The sequence below is a fragment of the Bradyrhizobium paxllaeri genome (genome assembly GCF_001693515.2).
GTDB lineage: Bacteria > Pseudomonadota > Alphaproteobacteria > Rhizobiales > Xanthobacteraceae > Bradyrhizobium > Bradyrhizobium paxllaeri.
On sequence record NZ_CP042968.1, the window covers coordinates 829,868 to 852,594 of the forward strand.

Consider the following 22,727-nt stretch of genomic DNA (forward strand, 5'->3'; position numbering starts at 1 on the left):
CGGATGCAGGCCGAAATCGCGCGCGGGACGTCAGCCACCTTCGCGGCCAACCGGGCACAGGGCGCGGTTCGGTTCGGCGTGCATTTACGGGATGGCGTCACGCGCCGCGGCGACCTGCATGAGTCAGGCTCGCTGCGTGTGCGTTTTCCTTCCCCTGAAGCGGAGGGCCTGTCGGGCGTCTTCGTCAACACCGCCGGCGGCATTGCCGGCGGCGACCGTTTCGACATCGACATCAGGGCAGGCGAGGGGACGCGGCTGACGCTGATGACGGCAGCGGCCGAAAAGGTTTATCGCGCGCCCGGTCCTGCCGCAGAGCTCACCATCGCCCTGAAAGCGGAGGCCGGTGCGCACCTCGCCTGGCTGCCGCAGGAGACCATCCTGTTCGACCGTGCGCGGATCATCAGGCGGATCGATATCGATCTGGCGGAGAGTGCTTCGCTTCTGCTCTGCGAAATCGTCGTGTTCGGCCGCGCGGCGATGGGCGAAACGATGCAGCATGGCGAATTCGTCGACCGCTGGCGGCTGCGCCGCGGCGGTCGCCTGGTGTTTGCGGAGACCGTCCGGCTCGATGGTGACATTGGCGCGAAACTGGCGCGACCGGCCGTTGCGAAAGGCGGCGCAGCTATCGGGACCGCGCTGATCGTGCCCGGCGACGAGGCGCTGGTGGAGCGCATTCGCGAGGCGTCGGAAGCGTTCGGCGGGGAGGTCGGCATCTCCTCGTGGAATGGATTTGCAATGGCGCGCTTCTGTGCCCAAGATGCCGCCCGGCTGCGTGCCGACATGATGACGGTGCTCGGCCGCGCCAGCGGCACAGCGCTACCAAGGCTTTGGCTAAGCTAAAGGCTGTGGCTCAACTAGGTCTATCAATTACCAGAGTGCTCGCATGAATCTCTCCCCCCGCGAAAAGGACAAGCTCTTGATCTCGATGGCGGCCATGGTGGCGCGCCGCAGGCTCGAGCGCGGCGTCAAGCTCAACCATCCCGAGGCGATTGCCATCATCTCCGACTTCATCGTCGAGGGCGCGCGTGACGGCCGCACTGTCGCCGAACTGATGCAGGCGGGCGCGCAGGTCATCACCCGCGCGCAATGCATGGATGGGATCGCGGAGATGATCCACGACATCCAGGTCGAGGCGACGTTTCCCGACGGCACCAAACTCGTCACCGTGCATGAGCCGATCAGATAGTCATCGTCATTCCGGGGCGGCCGCAAAGCGGCCGAACCCGGAATCCAGAGGTTGTATTTGCGAGATTCCGGGTTCGATGCTGCGCATCGCCCCGGAATGACGGAGGAGGAAAGATGATCCCCGGCGAACTCTTCATCAAGGACGGCGAGATCGAGCTCAATGCCGGCCGCAAGACGGTGACGCTCACCGTCGCCAACACCGGTGACCGCCCGATCCAGGTTGGCTCGCACTACCATTTCTTCGAAACCAATCCCGCGCTGAAATTCGACCGCAGGAAAGCCCGCGGCATGCGCCTCGACATCGCCGCCGGCACCGCGGTCCGCTTCGAGCCCGGCCAGACCCGCGACGTGCAACTCGTCGCGCTTGCGGGCAAGAAGACAATTTACGGCTTCCGCGGTGACGTGCAGGGGAAACTATGAGCGTCAAAATCAAACGTAGCGTCTATGCCGACATGTTCGGGCCCACCACCGGCGACAAGGTGCGGCTGGCCGACACCGATCTCATCATCGAGGTGGAAAAGGATTTCACCACCTATGGCGAGGAGGTGAAGTTCGGCGGCGGCAAGGTGATCCGCGACGGCATGGGGCAATCGCAGGTCACCAACAAGCAGGGCGCGGCCGATACCGTCATCACCAATGCGCTGATCGTCGACCACTGGGGCATCGTCAAGGCCGACGTCGCAATCAAGGAGGGCATGATCGCCGCCATCGGCAAGGCCGGCAATCCCGACATCCAGCCCGGCGTCACCATCATCATCGGCCCCGGCACCGACGTGATCGCGGGCGAGGGCAAAATCCTCACCGCCGGCGGGTTCGACAGCCACATCCATTTCATCTGCCCGCAGCAGATCGAGCACGCGCTGATGTCCGGCGTCACCTCGATGCTGGGCGGCGGCACCGGTCCCTCGCATGGCACGTTTGCAACCACCTGCACGCCGGGTCCGTGGCACATGGGACGGATGATCCAGTCGTTCGATGCCTTCCCGGTCAATCTCGGCATATCAGGCAAGGGCAATGCTGCGCGCCCCGCAGCGCTGGTCGAGATGATCAAGGGTGGCGCCTGCGCGCTGAAGCTGCATGAGGATTGGGGCACCACGCCGGCCGCGATCGACAACTGTCTTGCGGTGGCCGACGATTACGACGTCCAGGTGATGCTGCACTCGGACACGTTGAACGAATCCGGTTTCGTCGAGGACACGGTAAAGGCCTTCAAGGGCCGCACCATCCACGCCTTCCACACCGAAGGCGCCGGCGGCGGCCATGCGCCCGACATCATCAAGATCGCCGGGTTGAAAAACGTGCTGCCGTCCTCGACCAATCCGACGAGGCCGTTCACGCGCAACACCATCGACGAACATCTGGACATGCTGATGGTGTGCCACCATCTCGATCCCTCGATTGCCGAAGATCTCGCGTTCGCCGAAAGCCGCATCCGCAAGGAGACCATCGCGGCGGAAGACATCCTGCATGATCTCGGCGCGCTCTCGATGATGTCGTCGGACTCGCAGGCGATGGGCCGGTTAGGGGAAGTCATCATCCGCACCTGGCAGACCGCCGACAAGATGAAGAAGCAGCGCGGCGCGCTGCCCGAGGACAAGGGCAACGACAACGACAATTTCCGCGTCAAGCGCTACATTTCGAAATACACCATCAACCCTGCGATCGCGCACGGCGTGTCGAAACTGATCGGCTCGGTGGAGAAGGGCAAGCTCGCCGACCTCGTGCTGTGGTCGCCGGCGTTCTTCGGCGTCAAGCCGGATTGCATCATCAAGGGCGGCTCGATCGTGGCGGCCCCGATGGGCGATCCCAACGCCTCCATTCCGACGCCGCAGCCGGTGCATTATCAGCCGATGTTCGCCGCCTACGGCAAGTCGCTGACGGCATCCTCCGTGGTCTTCACCTCGAAGGCCGCGATTACCGGTGGGCTGGCGCGGAAACTCGGCATCGGCAAAACCCTCTATCCGGTCAAAAATACCCGCGGCGGCATCTCCAAGAAGAGCATGATCCACAACGGCGCCACGCCAAAAATCGAGGTCGATGCCGAGACCTATGAGGTGCGCGCAGACGGCGAGCTTCTGACATGCGCGCCGGCAGAGGTTCTGCCGCTGGCACAGCGCTATTTCATGTTCTAAGGTCGCTCCCGGAACTTGAGCCAGAACAAAAGTCCGGGAGGATTGAAGTGATTTACGTCGTTGCCACGCTGACCATCAAGCCTGAAACGCGCGCCGATTTCATCGCCGCGGCCACCGCTTGCATCAAGGAAACCCGGAAAGAGCCCGGCAATATTGCCTATGATCTGCATGAGAGCGTTACCGATCCCGCCAAGATGGTGTTCGTCGAGCAGTGGGAGAACATGGAAGCGCTGGGGCCGCACCGCACGGCAGAACACATGAAGACGTTCGGCCGCGTCGCCGTGAAATGCATGAGCGCGCCGCCGAAGATCGAGTATATCACGCCCGAGAAAGTCGAAACTCGCTAACAAGAAAAGCAACGGGAGAGAATTCATGATTTACGTCATCGCCACCACGCCGATGAAGCCGGAAAACAAGGACGACTTCATCAAGGGACACAAGGCCTGCACTGTCGAAACGCTCAAGGAGAAAGGCTGCATCTCCTATGAAGGCCATGTCAGCGTGAACAACCCCAATCTCTATGTGGTGGTGGAGCGCTGGGAAACCCGCGACGATCTCAATGCGCATGGCCGTGCGCCGCACATGAAGGTGTGGCGGGAGTATTCCTCGCAGATGAAGACGGCGCCGACGGTGATCGAGATCATCAGCGACGGCAAGGTGGAGAAATTCTGAACCCATGATCCGCGCGACCAAAGTCCTGGGCCAGCATCGCTGGACGCAATCAGCCACCGATACCGTCGTGCTCGATTTCGACGACCGGCACCGGCGGCGGATGGCGATGACCGGGACGCGCGGGCTGGAATTCCTGCTCGACCTGGAAAACGCGGTCGCGCTGCGCGGTGGTGATGCGCTGGTGCTGGAGGACGGCAGGCTGATCGAGGTGGTGGCGGCGGCCGAGCCCTTGATCGAGATTCGTGGGGCCGATCCCCTGCATCTGGTCCGCATTGCCTGGCATCTCGGCAACCGCCATCTGCCAACGCAGATCATGCCGAAGGGCCTGCGCATCCGCCGCGACCATGTCATCGAGGCGATGGTGAAGGGGCTCGGCGCGCGCATCATCGAGATCGAGGCGCCGTTCGATCCCGAGGGCGGGGCGTATGCGCAAGCGGCTCATGACCATGCCGCGCACGATCACGGCCATTACCATCATGCTCACGGTCATCATCACCACGGTGATCACCATCACCATGATGATCACGACCATCATCACGACGAACATTGCGACCACGATCACCACCATCACGACCACTCCCATGCTCATGACCACAAATGAGCCCGCGCCCGCCGACGCAATCGGCGGGATGACGGCGGAGGAAGCTGGGGCGCTGTACCGGCTGATGACCTGGCTGTCGCCGTCGTTTCCGGTCGGCGCGTTTTCCTATTCCAGCGGCATCGAATGGGCGGTGGAGGCGGGGGACATCACCGACGCCGCATCGCTGCGCGACTGGCTGGCGGCGATGCTGGCCGATGGGTCCGGTTTCTGCGACGCCGTGTTCCTGGCGCAGGCCCATCGAGCGGCGACCGCACGGGATGACGAAAGACTGCGCGGCATTGCCGAACTGGCGGCTGCTTTCGTGCCCTCACGGGAACGCCAGCTCGAAACCGCGACGCAGGGCCGCGCCTTCATCGATATCGCACGGTCTGCCTGGGCCTGCGACGGCCTTGACGTGATGGTCGCAGCTTGTGGTGGCGCGATCGTCTATCCCGTTGCGGTCGGCCTCGTCGGCGCCGCCCATGCCGTTCCCCTTCCGCCCGCGATGCACGCTTTCCTGCACGCGCTGGTGTCGAACTGGATTTCCGCCGGCGCCCGCCTCGTGCCGCTCGGGCAGACCGACAGCCAGCGCATTCTCGCGAGCCTCGAAGCCGACGTTGCCGCCACGTCGACGCGTGCGCTCGCCGCCTCGCTGGATGATCTCGGCAGCGCCACCTTCCGCGCCGATCTCGCCAGCCTCCGCCATGAGACGCAATATACGAGGCTGTTCAGGTCATGATGCCGCAGCAAGCTGTAGCCCGGATGGAGCCAACGGGTCGCGCGAACGCGCCCGATGACAGGCTCCGCGCAAATCCGGGGCCGTCCCACATTTGGATCAACCTGTCCCGGATTGCGCTGCGCTCCATCCGGGCTACGATCGTTCAAGCGCAACTGGAAGAGCATTCGACATGTCTAATTCTCACGGACCCTTGCGGATCGGCGTCGGCGGCCCCGTCGGCTCCGGCAAGACCGCGCTGATGGACCTGCTCTGCAAGTCGATGCGCGAGCGCTACGACATCGCCGCGATCACCAACGACATCTACACCAAATGGGATGCGGAATTTTTGGTGCGCTCGGGCTCGCTGACGCCGGACCGCATCGCCGGCGTCGAGACCGGCGGTTGCCCGCACACCGCGATCCGCGAGGACGCCTCGATGAACCTCGCAGCCGTTGCTGACATGCGCGCAAAGTTTCCCGATCTCGATCTGGTGCTGATCGAATCCGGCGGCGACAATCTCGCCGCGACGTTTTCGCCCGAACTCGCCGATCTCACGATCTACGTCATCGACGTCGCCGCCGGCGACAAGATCCCCTCCAAGGGCGGACCCGGCATCACCCGCTCGGACCTTTTGGTGATCAACAAGATCGACCTCGCGCCCTATGTCGGTGCATCGCTCGAGAAGATGGATACCGATGCGAAACGGATGCGCGGCGAGCGGCCGTTCGTGATGACCAACCTGAAGAAGAGCGAGGGGCTCGATCGCATCATCGGCTTCATCGAGGCCAAGGGCGGCCTGCGCCCGGCCGCGAAGGCCAAGGCCAGGTAATCCAAGGAGCAGCCCGGGAGACAAGTAGCTCAGAAGCAAGCAGGCTTCGATAATCAGGCCGGCCGGGCTCGGCGAGCAGGCGGCCGGACCAAGCGGTCAGGCCAGCGGGCGGTGAGCTGCGCGTTAATCTTAATTTGCCGTCTGCCGCCAAAGCCCGCGGATTTGTCCGTCCGCGGCGGAACCAAATCGACGCTGTCAGCTTATCAATCTCTGGCCCCGCCAAATCAGCGTTAACGGCGGCCGTGTTGTTGCCCGCTGCCAACCTCTCAGTTGCGTGCTGATGATCGCTCCGTCATATTCGCCGCGGTTGGCTTGCGCGCTATTGCCAATGTGTTTCTGCCCCGGCAGACCCAAAAATGCTTTCAATACGTCGTCGCCAACACGTCATTCCTGAGTAAGCGAGTGGTTCGGCTGGGCTTCATTATCGGCTTTATCGCGCTGATCGGAGTTCTGCTCTCCGGTCTCGCGGCCTATCGCGTCCACGATCAGGAACTGGCGCTCGACGGGATCGCGCTCGCCCGCGCCATCGACGTTCATGCCAGCTTGGTGCAGGACCGCCTGACCGAACGCGAATTGCTCGCACGCGTTGCATCTGGACTGTTTCGCACACCTTCGGTAGTGAAGGCCAATATGCTGCAGCCGCTGCGCTCGGCAATCTATGCCTTCAAGGCCGATTTCGTAGTCGCGTCCTGGATCGCGCGGCTCAAGCCGGGCGATCTGGCTGTGGCGCAGGCGGAGCTGAAGAGCGCTGGCTTCACCAATCCAGCGATCCGGGATTTCGACGACAAGCCGCTGGACATCAAGACGATCAACAAGCCGATTGACGTGCTGATGGACGTCGAGCCGCGCAACTCGGATACGCTGGGCGCTCCGGGCCGGGCCTACGACCGGCATTCGGTGATCGGGCCGATGCTGGTGCAAGCGGCGGCGGCCGGCAAGCCGCTGGCATCGGACCCGATCCCGCTGTTGCGCCAGAACGGGCCGATCGGCATCGTGCTGGCGTCCGCCATCGTGCCGGAAGGCAGCGCCGAGCCGGCAGGCTTCGTCACCTTTTCGTACGAGTTGGCGCCCTTGATGCTGACCAATGACGACCGCTCGCTGTTTGCGGTGGTGCTGAAGGACCCCGATGACGTCAGCGACGAATATGTCGCCAACGAGCAGGGCGTCGTCACCTTGCGGCCGCTGAAGCAGGGCGATCCGTTGCCGTCGGTGGTGCGGACGGTGACGTTCGGCGGCCGCGACTGGTCGCTCGGCTATTATGCTAAGAACAACGCCGCACTGCGCGCGCAGCAGACGGCGATGATCGTGGCAGCGATCGGCCTTGCGCTCACCGGCATCGTCTGCGGCCTGTTCGGCTATGTCGCCTACAACAATCTGCGGCTCAGCCGCGAGATTCAGGTCCGGATCGGTTTCGAGCGGCGATTGACCGCCGTCATCGACGAGCTCAACCACCGGGTCAAGAACATCCTTGCCGTGATCCAGTCGATCGTGACGCGCACGCTGCGCCACGGCTCCGACATGGACGTGTCGCGCGAGCTGTTGATCGGCCGCATCCACGCGATGTCGAACGTGGTGACGCTGCTCAGCGAGAGCCAGTGGCAGGGCGTCAAGCTCAGGGGCCTGTTCGAATCGCGCGCGATCCCGCATGCCGACCGCATCGTGGTCAACGGGCCGGACATTTCGGTGAGTGCGCGCGCCGCGCAGTCGCTGTCGTTGCTGTTTTTCGAGCTGGCCTCGCATTCCGATGAGGGGCTGTCGCTGGTCGGCAAGCATCCGCACATCGTCGCCAACTGGGAAGTCACCGGCGAGGAGCCGGACGAGATCTTTCATTTCCGCTGGGAGGAGTTCAACACCAGCGCGGCGACGCGGCGGGAAGACAGTGATTTCGGCCTGATCCTGCTCGATCGCGTCGCGCCGGAAGCGATGGGCGGCACCGCAAAGCGCTACTTCACCGACGTCAGCTACGTATACGAACTCACCGCGCCGATGGTCACCGTCGTCGACATGACCGAGCGCGACCGCACCGGCGAGATTTCCGCGCCGCTGCGTTGACAGGATCGTAAGGGTGGACAAGGGCGCATTTCGCCATGTCCACCTGACGGCTTCGGAACCCCTGCATGCCCCATGCATTTAATCCTCATCAAAAGCGAGGAGTTCGTCATGGGACGTTATCTTTTGCTGTGGCTGCTCGGCGTGCCAATTCCGATTCTGGTCCTGATCTACGCCTTCGGCGGTCTGAATTGATCGAGGGTAGCCCAATGTAGCGAAGCGCAATCCGGGAGTCGGCGGCGCGACAAAGTGTGTCCTGGGTTGCGCTGCGCTTCACCCGGCTACACCTCAAACAAAAAGGCGGCCCATCGGGGCCGCCTTTTCCATGTCATTTCGATAGCGTCATCATCCGCCATTGCCACCGATCACGGCGCGCACGGTCTCGTCAGGTCCGAAATCCTCGGCGCCCTCGACATAGAGCAGGGCCGAGAGTTTCGAGCGCGCGCGATTGACGCGGCTCTTGATGGTGCCGACCGCGCAGCCGCAGATAGCGGCGGCATCCTCATAGGAGAAGCCGGAGGCGCCGACCAGAATCAACGCTTCGCGCTGGTCCTGCGGCAGCTTGTCGAGCGCGGTGCGAAACTCCTCGAATTCCAGATGCGCGCCTTGCGACGGCTGGGTCTTCAGGGTCTTCGCATAATTGCCCTCGGCGTCCTCCACCTCGCGCCGCCGCTTCCGGTAGTCGGAGCGAAACAGGTTGCGCAGGATGGTGAACAACCAAGCCGGCAGGTTCGAGCCGGGCTGGAACGAGTCGATGTTGGCAATGGCGCGCAGCAACGTTTCCTGCACCAGGTCGTCCGCACGATCGCCATTACCGGAGAGCGAGATCGCGAACGCGCGCAGGCTGGGTACCGACGCCAAAATGTCGTCGCGAAGAGAGTCGGTGAGAGGCATTAGTCCCTCCCGTCATTTTTTGCTGTTTCGTCGATTTGAGCCGCCGCCGCTTCCGGCCCATCGAGCTTTCGGATCAGCTCCGCAAAGCGGTCCGGCACGCCTTGTCGGACCACGTCATCGTACATGGCGCGGAGCTGATGGCCGATCCTGGATTGAATCTCGGCGTTAAGCCCGCCCTGCTTCTTTACTTCCTTCATGGTGTGATCCACGCTTCCCCGAGAGTTAATTCTCTGTGTTTTCAAGAGGTTACCTCGAAATTGGGCCTAGGCCGCCGCGTTATTGGTCACAGGCTAATGCGAATATGCGCGGAAGGTTCCGAATTCCTGGAACTTTTTCTGGAACTTTTTTGCCCTTCGCGAGTAATCGGGGGGACAGGGGAACCTGGGTCCCCCCGCCGAAGCTCAATTGACGCCCGCCGCGGCGCCTTGGTTACATCCGCCCGGCTGAGACCCTAACTACGGCCAAGGTTACGGCCCAAGATAAGGATGGAATGGGGATGTCCCGATCACAGCTCGTTGCTGAACATCTGCCGCTGTTGCGGCGCTATGCCCGTGCGCTGACCGGAAACCAGGCCTCGGGCGATGCCTATGTGGCCGCCATGCTGGAGGCCCTGCTGCAGGATGGCTCCCTGCTGGACGAACGCCACGGCCCGCGCGCCGGGCTGTTCAAACTGTTCACCCAGATCTGGAATTCGGTCTCGCTCAACGACAACCCTGACGTCGCGACGCTGGCGCTGCCGCCGGAGCGCAGGCTGTCGAACATCACACCGCTGCCGCGGCAAGCCTTCCTGCTGCTGTCGCTTGAAGGCTTCTCCGAGGAGGAGGTGGCGTTCATTCTCAATACTGACATTGCCGAGACCCGGCAGTTGACGGACACCGCCGGCCGCGAGATGGCGGCGGAAATCGCCACCGATGTCCTGATCATCGAGGACGAGACCTTCATCGCGATGGATCTCGAGAGCCTGGTGAAGAACCTCGGTCACAACGTAATCGGCGTCGCCCGTACCCATGCCGATGCGGTGGCGCTCGCCAAGAACAAGAAGCCTGGCCTGATCCTCGCCGACATCCAGCTCGCCGACGGCTCGTCGGGCCTGGATGCAGTCAACGAATTGCTGCGCGTGTTCGAGGTGCCGGTGGTGTTCATCACTGCCTACCCCGAGCGCTTCCTGACCGGCGAGCGCCCGGAGCCGGCGTTCCTGATCTCGAAACCGTTCCAGCCCGCGATGGTCTCGGCGGTGGCGAGCCAGGCGCTGTTCTTCCAGCGCAACTCGCGCAATCGTGCGCCGCGGGCGGCCACGGGCTGACAGTTCTTCGCTGAGTGAGTAGAAAAGGATCCGGCGTGCCCACTGCGCGCCGGATTTTTTGTCGTGAATTGTTGACCTCCCATTTTGGTCATGTGCTGGAAGCGGTGCATCCGCCAATGTCACCGCAACGAACCTTTGAATGGTGAAATCGATGAGCATCGGGCTGATAGGCCTTCTCGATGATGTTGCCGCGATCGCGAAAGTAGCCGCGGCCTCGCTCGATGACGTGGCCAGCCAAGCCGTCAAGGCAGGCGCGAAGGCGGCCGGTGTCGTCATCGATGACACCGCAGTCACGCCCGGTTACGTGATCGGGTTCGAGCCGAAGCGCGAACTTCCCATTGTCGGCAGGATCGCCGCGGGATCGCTACGCAACAAGCTGCTGATCCTGCTGCCGGCGGCCCTGCTGCTGAGTTATTTCCTGCCCTGGATGATCACGCCACTCCTGATGCTGGGGGGTGCGTATCTCTGCTACGAGGGGGTGGAGAAGGTGCTCGAGGCCGTCATGCCCCATCATGCGCACCAGCATGAAGCCCAGCTCGGCACCGTGGCGTTGAACGCGCAGTCGGTCGAAGATCAGAAGGTCGCAAGCGCGATCAAGACCGACTTTATCCTCTCGGCCGAGATCATGGCGATCACACTGGCCGCGCTTCCCGCAGGGAGCATCTGGAAGCAGGCCCTGGTGCTGGCGGTGGTGGCCATCGGAATCACCGTCGCCGTGTATGGCGTGGTGGCCCTGATCGTGAAGGCCGACGATGTCGGTGTGGCGTTGGCACGGAGCGACGGTGCCTCGTTCGCCGGCCGCGCGCTTGGACGTGGCATTGTTCGCGGCATGCCGGGGCTCCTGAAAGTCCTCAGTGTGGTCGGGACTGCTGCCATGATCTGGGTTGGCGGCGGCATCATCCTGCATGGCGTCGAGGTCTACGGCCCGCCTGCGATCCACCACGCGGTCAAGGCCGCAGCCGAGGCCGTGGCTCACGCATTTCCGCCCGCTGCCGCAATCCTCGAATGGGCGGTAGAGGCGGCCATGTCCGGCGTCATCGGCCTCCTGGTCGGCGCCGCAGCAATTCCGGCGGTCGGATTTGTGTTCGCGCCGGCATGGAAATCGCTAAAGCGCCTGCGGCAACGCCGTCAGGACCGGCGACCATAAACCTTCGTATAGCCGGTCCATCCGTTTCGATGTCGGTCATTTACCTCGGTACAATTGAGCATGGTGTGAATCGGCCCTAACCTCGGCATGTCGAGGCAGGTGGGCACTATCGAATTGCTCGGCGCGTTGTCTGTTCCTCCCGGTCGCCGGCGACGCCTGCCTCGTCACCTCGATCAATTTAGGCGCCGCATTGCCTGCGGCCAAAGCCTGCGCGAATATTTCTCTTGGCCTGCGTATCCTGAATGAGGGGTCAGTGCCCGATGTCATCGTCTGCCAGAATTGCGCTCTTTATCGATGGTGCCAATCTGTACTCGACCGCCAAGGCGCTCGGCTTCGACATCGACTACAGGCGTCTATTGACGGAATTCCAGGACCGTGGCGCGCTGTTGCGCGCGTTCTACTACACGACCATTATCGAGGATCAGGAATATACATCGATCCGTCCGCTGATCGATTGGCTCGACTATAACGGCTACACCGTCGTCACCAAGCCCACCAAGGAATTCATCGACGCCAGCGGCCGGCGCAAGGTGAAGGGCAGCATGAATATCGAGCTTTCCGTCAATGCAATGGAGCTCGCCGATCATGTCGATGCCATGTATCTGTTCTCGGGCGACGGGGACTACCGTCCGCTGCTGCAAGCGGTGCAGCGTCGCGGCGTCCACGTCACCGTCGTTTCCACTCTGGCTAGCCAGCCACCGATGGTGGCCGACGAACTGCGCCGTCAGGCTGATACCTTTCTCGACCTTGCGGATTTGAAGCCGAAGCTGGGCCGCGATCCCTCGGAGCGGCCGCCGGCACGCGAGCTCCGCCAACAATCGCCGCAATTCCTGCGCGCGACGGTCAATGGAAATGGTCTGGCCAAATGATTGACCCTTTGCCCCGCAGACGCGCCGGATTTGCGCGCGCCGTGTGAACCAGTTCACGTCGCCTTCGCCGGGCTCGCGGTATTATTGTCGTGACACGGAGACGACGCTTCGGGAAGGGCGATCCAGGTTCGCGGCCAGGCACCTCCCCCTGGCTGGGCCACCAGCTTCGATCTGAAAGCTGGTCGGACTGATCCGGCGCGTTCCACCAGCGCGCCGGATCTTTTTTGCGCGCAACGACATGGAGCCATTGTCTGCAAGCTGCTAAGCGATGGGCATGGATGCGGTGCGGGGCGACAGGTGGATCGGCTTTCTCTGCCTGGGCGTCACCGCCTTCGGATGGGCGCTGAACTGGCCGCTTATGAAGCTGTTGCTGCAGCAATGGCCGCCGCTGTTTGCCCGCGGGCTGGCCGGCGTCGCCGCGGCAGTCATCCTGTTCGGATTAGCGAAGGCGTGGGGACAGTCGCTGCAGGTCCCGCGCGAGGCGCTGGGTCGGTTGTCGTTCGCGTCCTTCACCAACGTGTTCGCCTGGATGGGATTTTCCACGGTGGCGATGAAGTTCGTCCCCGTCGGCGAGGGCGCGCTGATCGTCTACACCATGCCGATCTGGGCCACGCTCCTGGCATGGCCACTGGCCGGAATCCGGCCCAAGCTCGTGGACATCGCAGCGCTCGTTCTCGGCGTCGGCGGTATCGCCGTGCTGCTGGGAGGCAACGGCCTTAGCTTCGACAGCGGGCGGATCGTCGGAATCCTGCTGCTGTTTTCCGCGGCGATCCTGTTTGCGGTCGGCAATATCCTCAACCGCGTTGCCTTGCCGATGCCGCCTTTGGTCGTGGTCGCCTGGCAGGTCGGGCTCGGCTGTCTTGTGATGCTGATCCTTGGCGTTGCGTTCGAACAGCCGAACTACCGCGCGCTCACTGCGCAAGGCCTGGCGTGCTTCGTCTACATGACGCTGGTGCCTATGGGGCTCTGCTATCTCACCTGGTTCGAGACCCTGCGCCGCCTGCCGCCGTCATCGGCCTCGACCGGCATGTTGCTGGTGCCGCTGATCGGCGTGATCTCGGCGGCGCTCATCCTCGGCGAGCCGCTCGGTGCGCGCGAGATTGTCGCGATGGTGCTGGTGCTGGCCGGCGTGGCGCTGGCGCTGCAGCGGGCGTAAGCCGCATTGTTTGTTGAACTGCGCGGCGGGCCCGCATAGGCTCGCTGCAGCAACAAGAAAATAACCGGAAACGTCCCTTCACCGATGCAGTCCGCCGAGCGGCCTTTCCCCCACCGCCGGGGCCTGATCATCGTCGCGACACTGGCCACCGCCTATGTCGCCAGCCATTTTTTTCGCGCCTCCAACGTCACCATCGGCCTCGATCTGATGCGCGATCTCGCCATCGGGCCGGAAGCGCTGGGGGCGCTGACCGGCGCGTTCTTCTTCGGCTTTGCCGCGATGCAGATTCCCTGCGGCTTCTTCTTCGACCGTTTCGGCCCGCGCTATACCGTGGTCGGCATGCTGATCGTGGCCTCGATCGGTGGTGCAATGTTCACGCTGGCGCCGAGCTGGCCGGTGCTGCTCACCGGCCGCGTGCTGATGGGCGCCGGCTGCGGCGTGATGCTGATCGGCAGCATGGTGGTGATCTCGCGCTGGTTTCCGCCCGATCGTTTTTCCACGCTGACCGCGATGGTGCTGTCGATCGGCCTGCTCGGCAACCTCGCGGCCACCACGCCGCTTGCCTGGGCATCGCAGGCGGTTGGCTGGCGTCCGGTGTTCGGCGCCGTCGTCGTCTTCATCGCGCTCGCTACCGTCGCGATCTTTCTGGTGGTGCGCGACGCGCCGCCCGGCCATCCCTTCCTGAGCCGCAAGGTGGAACCATCAGGCGAGATGCTCAACGGCTTCCTCGAGGTGCTGCGCAACCCGCGCCTGAAGCCGATCCTGGCGCTGAATTTCTGCAACTACGCCTGCACCTTCACCGTGCAGGGCTTGTGGGGCGGTGCGTTCCTGCGCGAGGTCCATGGTTTGAGCCCGATCGCAGCCGGCAACATCCTGCTTTGCGCCGTGATTGCCTACCAGGCTGGCATGCTCGCCTTCGGCCCGCTCGACCGCCGGCTCGACACCCGCAAGGGCATTGCGATCGGCGGCACGCTGGTGATCGTTTGTCTGCTCGCGATTCTCGCGCTGTTCTCGCGCCCGCCGGCCTGGCTGCCGGTTGCCGTCATCATCGCCATGGGCTTCTTCTCTGCTTCCTCTACCATGGTGATGACGCACGGCCGCGGCATCTTCCCCGACCGCCTGATCGGCCGCGGCATCGCAACCATGAACACCTCGGTGATGCTCGGCGTCGCCTGCATGCAGACGCTCTCCGGCATCATCATCGGCGCGTTCGAGCCGCTCGCAAGCGGCGCGCGCACGGAAGACGCCTACCGCGCGCTGTTCGGCACGCTGACGCTGGTGCTGATTGCGGCGGTCGCGATCTACAGCCGCTCGCAGGATGTCAAGCCGAGTGATGAGATGAAGGCGGCTCGCGATCCGGCGCGAGCTTAGCGAGCGGGTGCGGCCCAGGCTTCTGCGCCGCCTACAGGACAAGCAAGCATTCCGCCGGGGCTCAAGTCCGACATATGTGAGGTGCTTCACAGACACCACGTGGCTAAATTTGATATGACGCCCGCGCGTTCCGTCACCACTCCCAGCGCGCTCATCTGCAGCGATTGGTCTTGGAGAAGAACGGACGTGCGTAATCGTCGTTCTTGGATGCCGACAATTACGTCAAGCCGGATCAAATGCGCTCAAGGTCCTTGCCACGGCTCGAATAGACGTGGTCGTGTGAAGGGCTTGGGGGCGCGCGCGATGCGACCCGGATATTGGACGTTGCAATTCGCTCGATGGTATCGATGGTTTTATTGAAGTATTGAAGGCAGTGGTATTCCCGTAGGGGTGGGTAGCCAAGCAAGGGCGCTTTATTCACTCCTCTTCGCGACGAGGTTTTCATGGCCGATCGTGCGCGCAATAAGGACGGACTTGGCAAAGCCGTTACGTTCAACGTCATCACGCCGATGAATCGCTTCGGCACCTGCGTCGTTCGCTTGCTGCTCTGGATATTCGATCGCTGGAAGCGAACCCAGAACACCGCGAAGGCGCTGGCGTTTCTGCCTTTCGTTCATTGGGTTGTGATCAAGCGCGATCGCTTTCCGCAACTCGAAGGTCAGCCTGCGGAAAAGCTGAACTACGATTATCTGTTCTTTTTGAGCACGTTCAATGGTCCGTGGGGTCCTTACATCGAGGCCTTCGCGGACGTCCTCTATGCGCCACTCGACGCCGTGTGGTTCTGGAGCATCCGCTATCCCATGGCCCGGCCGGTCGGGCCGCTGAAGACGTACATCAAACGCAATCAGGTCGAGTCGGATCACTCGTACAGCGCTTACCCCGGCGCCTCGGTGCGCGACGTCCGTGCGGGCCTCGAGGTACGCCGCGAGCTTGAACAGTTCGCGAGAGATTCGCGCGACCTGGCGCCCGATAAATTTGCGACGGAATTCGATCGCCTGCTCATGAGCCTGCAGAACAAGCTGGGTAGCTTCGGCCCCATTCCCAAGTAGCAAATCGTTCGAGCGGAGTACCCGCGCATGGCAAATCAGAACGGCGAAAAATACGGCTTTACCGGACTGTTTCCAATCAAGGATGGGCAAACAGCCGCGTTGCGCGCCTTTCTGCGCACACTGGACGAAAAATATCCGCGCGGTTCGCCGTTGGCTGAGGTTTCGGTCGTCCACATGGCCCGCTTTGTCGTGATCGACCGGCTTGCCTATCAGGGAACGCCGGCGAAGGTCGATACACTGAAGTCAAACTATCTGCTGTTCGCCTGCGACTTCGACGGTTTCAGCATCGACGTTCTGATCCGTGAAATGGTCGCGCATATCCCGGATCAATTGAAGACCATTTGGCAAAACTGCCGTGGCTTTCCGGGCATCGAGAGCCGCGATGGTCTCTCCAGGTATTTTGAGCAGTGCCAGGTTACGACCAATTTGTTGCTGGCCGACCAGCCCGACGCCACCGTGAACGATATTCTGCTGGGGCTGATGTACCGGCGAGGGCTCGGGGAATTCATCAGGCACGTTCAGGAAACGCAGCCAACGCCGGCAGAACTCAAGGAAGACTTCGCGAAGTTGTGGCAAAGGCTGCAAGAAGTCAGGCCGCACGCAGGAGATTTGTGACGACATAGCGATTGAAAGCGAGTACCGCGATGTTCGACTTTTCCAATATTCAAGGCAATATTCTTCGTGGCTACGGCTCCTTTCCGCATGCGCGTTTCCTCTATCTGGCCATTCACGATGAGCGCGCTGCCAGGACGTTGCTGCAACAGCTCATGGACACGGGATCCGTCACCCCCGGCCAGTGGAGCGAAAAGCCGGATACGACACTCAATCTTGCCCTGACCTTCGACGGCCTGCGCGCCCTCGGCCTTCCGGAGGAAAGTCTCGCGACTTTTCCGGCCGAGTTTCGGGAGGGCATGAAAGTCCGTGCAGACGAACTCGGAGATGTCGGAAAGAGTTCGCCGCGATATTGGGATGAACCGTGGAGGACGGGCCGCGTCCATCTCCTGGTCATGATCTATGGCAAGACGGAAGCAGCGCTCGAGGCTGGTTGCCGAAACTTCCGGCGGTTGTTGCCGGCCGGTCTGGAGGAACTCGGGCCTGAGCAATCTGCCGAAAGTCTCCGCATCGAAGGCGAGACGGCGCGTCGTGAGCATTTCGGTTTCGTCGACGGCGTGAGCAATCCCGATGTCGATGGTGTGCCGCGAGAGGCGGGCGCGGCGAGATCGCAGGACATAGGCAATCCCGATCACAGCGGAAAATTTCGCAAGATCCCGCTGGGGGAATTCATCCTCGGCTACCCTGGCGAAGGTGGGGATCTCGCGCCGATGCCGCTGCCGAACCTGCTTGCGCATAACTCAACCTATATGGTGTTCCGCAAGCTCGAACAGAACGTACCGTTGTTTCGAGACTACATCAGCAAGCAAGCCAAATCGTTTGCCCGCACGATCCCCGGCGGTCTGCCGGACGACAAGAGCGCGGAAGAATTCCTGGCTGCCAAGATGATGGGACGGTGGCGCGACGGATCTTCGCTGATCAACCATCCGCATGCATCGGCCAAGGATATCAGCAATGCATTCGCCTATGCCGACGATCCTGCGGGCGCGCGATGTCCGTTGGGGGCCCATGTGCGGCGCACCAATCCGCGCGATGCGCTGGGTTTTGGCGGCAAGACCATGAGCCGGCACCGCCTGATCCGCCGCGGCATCACCTACGGCAAGTATCTTCCGCCTGGCGATCGTGATGAGGAACGGCGGGGCCTCATCTTCATCGCCTTCAATTCCGGCTTTGATCAATTCGAGTTCGTGCAGCAGTTATGGATCAACTTCGGCGACGAGTTCGAGCAGGGCAACGACGGCGATCCGATTGCCGGCAGTCGCGAGGGCAGCCAAATGATGATCCCGGGCGACGAGGCCACGGGACGGCGGCCATTTATATGCTTCGACATCCCGCGCTTTGTCGAAACCAAGGGCGGCGATTATTTCTTTGTCCCGAGCCTCGCCGCGCTCAGGCTGTTGGCCTCCGGCAGAGTGCACGCGTCATGAGCCGGTCCGTCACCCCGCGGCGGCTCGATCAGCCCGCAACAGGGAAGTGGCTCATGGCGCATCTCATTGGAGATCAGCCAGTCAGCCTCGGCTTCCGCACGGCGCGCCGCCTGAGGGAATTCGGCCAGATGGTGCTCCAGATCGTGCGCCCGGCGCGACACGGCCCTGAGCGGACATCGGCCGCGAGCCCGGCGCGATACCGGCACCTCGTGAACGCGCTGGAATTTCCGGACCGGCCAATGCCGTTGCATGTGCTCGAGCGGGCCGTGCCTGGCGAGGCAACCATGACCCGGCAAATGGCGCGCATTGCCGCAGAAGCGGTGATTAGCAATTACTGCACGAGCAGGGTCTCGGACAGCTTCGTCCCCGCGATGCGCGACCAGCACGCGAAGTCGCACGGATGCGTGACCGCGGAATTGATCGTTCGCGAGGATCTTCCGGCCGAGTTCACCACAGAGCTGTTTCGTCCAGGTGCTCGCTATCCGGCCGTGGTCCGGTTTTCCAACGGGCTCGGCCGGCGCCAGAGCGACCGCAGGATGGACGCGCGCGGCATGTCCATCAAGCTTCGCGAGGTCGGGACGAAGACCATTCTTTCAACGCTGGTGCCCGACAAGGTGTCACCCGGCGAGCATGATTTCGCGCTCTCCAGCTTTCCGATCTTCTTCTGCAAGGATGTGGTCGATTATACGCAGCTGATGAACGCGGTGAGTGCACCACAGGCAACCTGGCGGGAAAAGCTTCGCAAGGCAGCGCTATGGCTCGGGTTCATAGTTCGGCGTCCGCGCCAATTTTACCTGTTTTTGCGGACGGCGCTGCAGGGCCTTTTCACCATCCGCAATCCGCTGACGGCCACCTATCACAGCATGTCGCCGTTCTTGTTCGGCGAGCACAGGGTCGTGCGCTATGTGGTTGGTCCTGCCGGCGGCCGAGACAAGCCCGCCCGATGGTGGACATTCATGTTTTGGGCTCGATCGAAAAGCTTTCTTCAGGATGCGCTTGTACGGGATCTGGACCCGCATGCGCGTCAGCCCGGCCTTGATGCCGTGCTGGATTTCTCCATACGGGTGCGGCACGCCGCCACGTCGGATGACGTCGAGGATGCGTCCCGGTGGTGGACCCGTCGCAACGACAAGATCGTGCGGCTGGGGAGCATTGCTATTCCACGGCAGAACTTTCTGGCGCAGAATCAGCTGTACGATACCGAGCACATGATGTTCAATCCCTGGAACTGTCTGCCCGAGCACAGACCACTAGGCAGCGTCAACCGGATGCGGCTTGCGGTCTATCTTGCCTCGCGGCAGATACGACGGAAATTGAACCTGGTCGCGTCATGAACAGCCAGCCGCCGCCCGATCCGTCGGGCGGACTTCAGCGGACATCGTCGCCGCCGAACGTCGAGGGCGAGGCGCTGCACGCCGAACGTCGGCAGCTTACCGTGGTATTTGTCGACATCGTCGGCTCGACGCCGCTGAGCGAGCGGATTGATCCGGAAGACTTCTTCGCGGTTATCAGAACCTACCGCGATATCTGCGACGAGCAGATTCGCCGCTACGGCGGTCACATCGCCAGAATGATTGGCGACGGATTGCTGGCCTATTTCGGCGTGCCACAAGCCCATGAAAACGATCCTGAACGGGCGGTGCGCGCCTCGCTGGCGATCGCTGCGGCAATCAAGGAACAGAAGTTTCCCCTGTCGGATGGCAGCTTCGTCCGCCTTGGTGTGCGCATCGGGGTCAACACCGGGGAGGTCGTCGTCGGCAGCGTGCCCGGCGAGCCCGCTGATCGGCGTGAAGTGTTCGGCAGCTCGGCACATGTCGCTGCCCGCCTGCAAGGGCTCGCCAGTGAGAATGGTGTCGTGGTCGGTTCGAGCACCTACGAGCTGACGCGCGGCACGTTCAGCTACACGCCGCTTGGCAGGCGCCCGCTCAAGGGCGTGGAAGAGCCGGTCGAAGCCTGGCGTGCGGAAGCGCTGGCGTCCAGCGGAAGCAGGTTCGACCGGGCGCAGAGGTCGCCTTTGGCCCCGATGATCAACCGAACCAACGAAGGCGCATTGCTTGCCGAGATGTGGCGGCAGGCTGCAGCGGGCTCGGGACGGGTCGGCGTGGTTTCCGGTGAACCCGGCATCGGCAAGTCACGCCTGATCCGCCAGTTCCGCAGTAATCTTGATGCGTCTCCGCGTGAGGTTCTGTCGCTGCAGTGCTCGCCGTTCCACGTCAACACGCCGCTTGCTCCGGAAATCGAGCGGCTCAGGCGCGCGACCGGCATCCAGGAAACCGACGACCCCGAACTTGCATTGGCGAAATTGCGCGCGCTCCTGGCACGAGCCGTGCCCAATGTTGGGCACGCGCTTCGCTACTACGGAGCGGTCCTGTCGATACCGGCCTGCTCGGAGTACGAACCGGCGGATCTCGGATCTCCTTTTGAGCGAGAGCGTGCTTTTCAGGTGTTCATCGATGTTCTCGTCTCGGCGTCGCGCAGGCAGCCTATCCTGATGATCTTCGAGGACGTTCAATGGATGGATCCGACCACCATCGAACTGCTGGTACGCGTGATAGCTCACTGTTCCGGCGAGCGGGTCATGATCCTGATCACGCATCGCGATGACTACCGGGCGGACTGGTTGTCGGGCTCTGCAATTCAACGGATTGCTCTGCAAAAGCTGGCAACGCATTACTGCGAGGAGATGGTCGCAGCCGTCGCTGGCAAGGATATCGTGTCGCGCCGGATTACCAGCCAAATCGTGGAAAGAACCGATGGCGTGCCACTCTTTGTCGAGGAGTTTACGCGGGCCGTGATCGATTCCAGCACGGTCGCCAATGCCGCTGACGGCTTGGCGCTGGGCGAAAAACTGCCCAAACCGCTGGTGCCGTCAAGCATTCACGATTCGCTGATGGAGCGCCTTGATCGTCTCGGTCCCGCCAAGCGCGTCGCCCAGATCGCCTCCGTCTTCGGAAGGCAATTCACCTATGACGGCATTTTCAACGTACTCCCGGGTAAAGGCGAAACGCTGAGACGCGCGTTGCAGGCACTGGCGAGCGCCGGCGTCGTGTATCGCATCGAGGAATCTCAAGGCACCGTCTTCACCTTCAAGCACGCGATGATACAGGAAGTCGCCTATTCCTCGCTGCTCAAGGAGGAAAGGCGCGAGCTCCATGCGCGCGTCGCGTCGTGGTTGCTCCAGGAGGCCGCGATCGGCGAGAGCAGCCAGCCTGCCGTGCTCGGCTATCACTATGCGCGCGCGGGGAACATCCCGGAAGCGATCGAGGCCTGGCTTCAGGCGGGTAAATCCGCGCTCCGCCGATCCGCAACCAAGGAGGCCGTTGCCCATCTTCGCGAGGGTCTCTCGCTGATACCGAAGCTGCCCGCCTCGGCGCGGCGTTTCGAGGCTGAAATCGCGCTGCAATCCAACCTGGCGATGGCATACACCGCCAACGCAGGATGGTCCGACCCGAACGTCTATGGACCGTATAGTCGCGCACTCAAACTTTGCGCGAACTATGGCACCATTCGCGAGAAGGCGACGGTGCTGTGGGGAAGTACCATCGCCAAACTGGTCAACTGCGAGCTCACCAAGGGCCTCAAACACGCACAGGATTTCGTCCGGCGGGCCGAGGAGTGGCGCGACGACGAGGCCGCCCTCATGGCGTATACCGCTGCCTTGATCGCCAATTTCTTTCTCGGTCGTCTGGAGCAGGCGGCTGAACTCGCGACTCTGGTCAGCGCCCGCTACAATCCTCGCGAGCATGCCAAGCTGGTCCAGATCTATCAGCATGATCCATTGATCGTGTCGCTCGTCTATTCCGGACACACCGAATGGCTGTTGGGCCGGCCCGGGCGGGCCCGAGAGTGCTGCGAAACGGCGCGACAGCTCGCGAGCGAGATCGGGCATCCTTTCATGCTGGCGTTTGCCTCTATTCTCGGGGTTAGCGATCATTGGTACGAGGGCGATCTTGCGGCCAATCTGGCCAGCGTCGAGCGCGGCATGAAGGTTGCTGACGAGTATGGCTATCCGATGTACCGGGTCATCGGTCCGTTGTGGGCGACCTCTGCGTTGGCGGCACGGGGCCCTGCGCCGGAAGTGCTCGAACACCTATGTCGCCTGCTCGGCAAACTGCCCGCCGAGAACAGGTGCATCCAGATGCCGCTCTATCGAATCCTGCTCGCCACGGAGTTCGGAAGAATCGGGCAGATAGAAAGAGCTCGGAGCTTCGCTGCTTCGGCCGAAGCTCTGATGAAGCAAACCGGCGAACGCTGGGCTGCTCCCGAGATTTATCGGATTCACGGCTCGCTGTTGTGCCAGGAACCTTTGCGGGACGACCGGGCGGCCAAGCGTCTGTTCAAGCGCTCGCTGGACTCCGCCAGGAAGCTCGGGGCGGTGGGCTGGGAATTGCGCACTGCCATCAGTATCGCCCGCCTGCTCAGCGCTGACGATGGCGCATCCGGGCGCGCTGAGGCGCGCGAACTGCTGATATCAACCAGGGCGAAATTCGCCTCCGCGGAAACTTCCGGCGATCTGCGCGAGGCGGACGAACTGGTAAGAGCGCTGAACTAAAGCGTGATGACTTTTCTTCGAATCGTCATCCCGCTTTATCTTTTTGTTTGAGCATGATCTTTTCGGAAAACCGCTACACACTTTTCCGGATCATGCTCTAGCTTGTCAGCGCGTGATCGCTGCAGGATTGCTGGCGCCGGCGGCATGAGCGCGCCTGATGCGAAAGGAGGGTTGAACTGGTG

General features: G+C 62.5%; 22 protein-coding genes. 20 read left to right on the forward strand and 2 right to left on the reverse strand.

Annotated elements, in window-relative coordinates:
* Positions 1-3: 3 nt before the first annotated feature.
* The 10 genes from LMTR21_RS03855 to LMTR21_RS03900 all read left to right on the forward strand — a co-directional run bounded on the left by LMTR21_RS03855 (position 4) and on the right by LMTR21_RS03900 (position 8,168).
* Positions 4-840 (forward strand): urease accessory protein UreD, encoded by an 837-nt coding sequence (locus LMTR21_RS03855; protein ID WP_065753236.1) that lies wholly within the window; start codon positions 4-6, stop codon positions 838-840.
* Between the two features lie 43 nt (positions 841-883).
* Entirely contained in the window at positions 884-1,186 is a 303-nt protein-coding gene (locus LMTR21_RS03860; RefSeq protein ID WP_065753235.1) for an urease subunit gamma, read from the forward strand.
* A 113-nt stretch (positions 1,187-1,299) separates the two neighbouring features.
* A complete protein-coding gene (locus tag LMTR21_RS03865) occupies positions 1,300-1,605 on the forward strand; it encodes an urease subunit beta (protein ID WP_065753234.1) in 306 nt (101 codons plus the stop codon).
* Positions 1,602-3,317 (forward strand): urease subunit alpha, encoded by a 1,716-nt coding sequence (ureC, locus tag LMTR21_RS03870; protein ID WP_065753233.1) that lies wholly within the window; start codon positions 1,602-1,604, stop codon positions 3,315-3,317. Before LMTR21_RS03865 ends, ureC begins: the two co-directional genes overlap by 4 nt.
* A 47-nt stretch (positions 3,318-3,364) precedes the next feature.
* On the forward strand, positions 3,365-3,664 hold the full coding sequence (locus LMTR21_RS03875) for a putative quinol monooxygenase (protein ID WP_057858349.1): 300 nt from the start codon (positions 3,365-3,367) through the stop codon (positions 3,662-3,664).
* 25 nt (positions 3,665-3,689) lie between these two features.
* Entirely contained in the window at positions 3,690-3,989 is a 300-nt protein-coding gene (locus tag LMTR21_RS03880) for a putative quinol monooxygenase (RefSeq protein ID WP_057858350.1), read from the forward strand.
* 4 nt (positions 3,990-3,993) lie between these two features.
* Entirely contained in the window at positions 3,994-4,590 is a 597-nt protein-coding gene (locus tag LMTR21_RS03885) for an urease accessory protein UreE (protein ID WP_084030625.1), read from the forward strand.
* On the forward strand, positions 4,571-5,308 hold the full coding sequence (locus LMTR21_RS03890) for an urease accessory protein UreF (protein ID WP_065753231.1): 738 nt from the start codon (positions 4,571-4,573) through the stop codon (positions 5,306-5,308). The genes LMTR21_RS03885 and LMTR21_RS03890 overlap by 20 nt, the downstream gene beginning before the upstream one ends.
* Before the next feature lie 169 nt (positions 5,309-5,477).
* Positions 5,478-6,116 carry an urease accessory protein UreG gene (gene ureG, locus LMTR21_RS03895; protein WP_065753230.1) on the forward strand — a complete coding sequence of 213 codons (639 nt, stop codon included), beginning with the start codon at positions 5,478-5,480 and terminating at the stop codon, positions 6,114-6,116.
* Between the two features lie 402 nt (positions 6,117-6,518).
* Complete coding sequence (locus LMTR21_RS03900) at positions 6,519-8,168, forward strand: CHASE domain-containing protein (RefSeq protein WP_065753229.1); 1,650 nt, start codon at positions 6,519-6,521, stop codon at positions 8,166-8,168.
* Between the two features lie 342 nt (positions 8,169-8,510).
* On the opposite strand, the gene LMTR21_RS03905 is transcribed toward LMTR21_RS03900, so the two are convergent.
* Both LMTR21_RS03905 and LMTR21_RS03910 read right to left on the reverse strand, forming a co-directional pair.
* The gene (locus tag LMTR21_RS03905; protein WP_057838540.1) at positions 8,511-9,059 is read right to left on the reverse strand and encodes a sigma-70 family RNA polymerase sigma factor; all 549 of its coding nucleotides are present in this window, start codon (positions 9,057-9,059) and stop codon (positions 8,511-8,513) included.
* On the reverse strand, positions 9,059-9,256 hold the full coding sequence (locus tag LMTR21_RS03910; RefSeq protein WP_057838541.1) for a NepR family anti-sigma factor: 198 nt from the start codon (positions 9,254-9,256) through the stop codon (positions 9,059-9,061). Before LMTR21_RS03910 ends, LMTR21_RS03905 begins: the two co-directional genes overlap by 1 nt.
* A 299-nt stretch (positions 9,257-9,555) precedes the next feature.
* Between LMTR21_RS03910 and LMTR21_RS03915 the strand changes: the two genes are divergently transcribed.
* From LMTR21_RS03915 to LMTR21_RS03955, 10 genes are all read left to right on the forward strand, one after another.
* Positions 9,556-10,362, forward strand: coding sequence for a response regulator (locus tag LMTR21_RS03915; RefSeq protein WP_057838542.1), 807 nt, complete (start codon positions 9,556-9,558; stop codon positions 10,360-10,362).
* Positions 10,363-10,513: 151 nt separating this feature from the next.
* Positions 10,514-11,509, forward strand: a complete 996-nt coding sequence (locus LMTR21_RS03920) for a DUF808 domain-containing protein (RefSeq protein WP_065753274.1) — start codon at positions 10,514-10,516, stop codon at positions 11,507-11,509.
* A 260-nt stretch (positions 11,510-11,769) separates the two neighbouring features.
* Positions 11,770-12,378 carry a LabA-like NYN domain-containing protein gene (locus LMTR21_RS03925; RefSeq protein WP_065753228.1) on the forward strand — a complete coding sequence of 203 codons (609 nt, stop codon included), beginning with the start codon at positions 11,770-11,772 and terminating at the stop codon, positions 12,376-12,378.
* Positions 12,379-12,652: 274 nt separating this feature from the next.
* Positions 12,653-13,534, forward strand: a complete 882-nt coding sequence (locus tag LMTR21_RS03930) for a DMT family transporter (RefSeq protein WP_065753273.1) — start codon at positions 12,653-12,655, stop codon at positions 13,532-13,534.
* An 84-nt stretch (positions 13,535-13,618) separates the two neighbouring features.
* Positions 13,619-14,905: an MFS transporter gene (locus LMTR21_RS03935; RefSeq protein ID WP_065753227.1), complete on the forward strand. Its 1,287-nt coding sequence runs from the start codon at positions 13,619-13,621 to the stop codon at positions 14,903-14,905.
* A 443-nt stretch (positions 14,906-15,348) separates the two neighbouring features.
* Positions 15,349-15,954 (forward strand): hypothetical protein, encoded by a 606-nt coding sequence (locus LMTR21_RS03940; RefSeq protein ID WP_065753226.1) that lies wholly within the window; start codon positions 15,349-15,351, stop codon positions 15,952-15,954.
* A 27-nt stretch (positions 15,955-15,981) separates the two neighbouring features.
* Positions 15,982-16,569 (forward strand): hypothetical protein, encoded by a 588-nt coding sequence (locus LMTR21_RS03945; protein ID WP_065753225.1) that lies wholly within the window; start codon positions 15,982-15,984, stop codon positions 16,567-16,569.
* 29 nt (positions 16,570-16,598) lie between these two features.
* On the forward strand, positions 16,599-17,993 hold the full coding sequence (locus tag LMTR21_RS39885; protein ID WP_065753224.1) for a Dyp-type peroxidase: 1,395 nt from the start codon (positions 16,599-16,601) through the stop codon (positions 17,991-17,993).
* Positions 17,994-18,202: 209 nt separating this feature from the next.
* Positions 18,203-19,327, forward strand: coding sequence for a catalase (locus tag LMTR21_RS03950; protein ID WP_187399304.1), 1,125 nt, complete (start codon positions 18,203-18,205; stop codon positions 19,325-19,327).
* Positions 19,324-22,545, forward strand: coding sequence for an AAA family ATPase (locus tag LMTR21_RS03955; protein WP_065753222.1), 3,222 nt, complete (start codon positions 19,324-19,326; stop codon positions 22,543-22,545). The genes LMTR21_RS03950 and LMTR21_RS03955 overlap by 4 nt, the downstream gene beginning before the upstream one ends.
* Positions 22,546-22,727 lie beyond the last annotated feature (182 nt).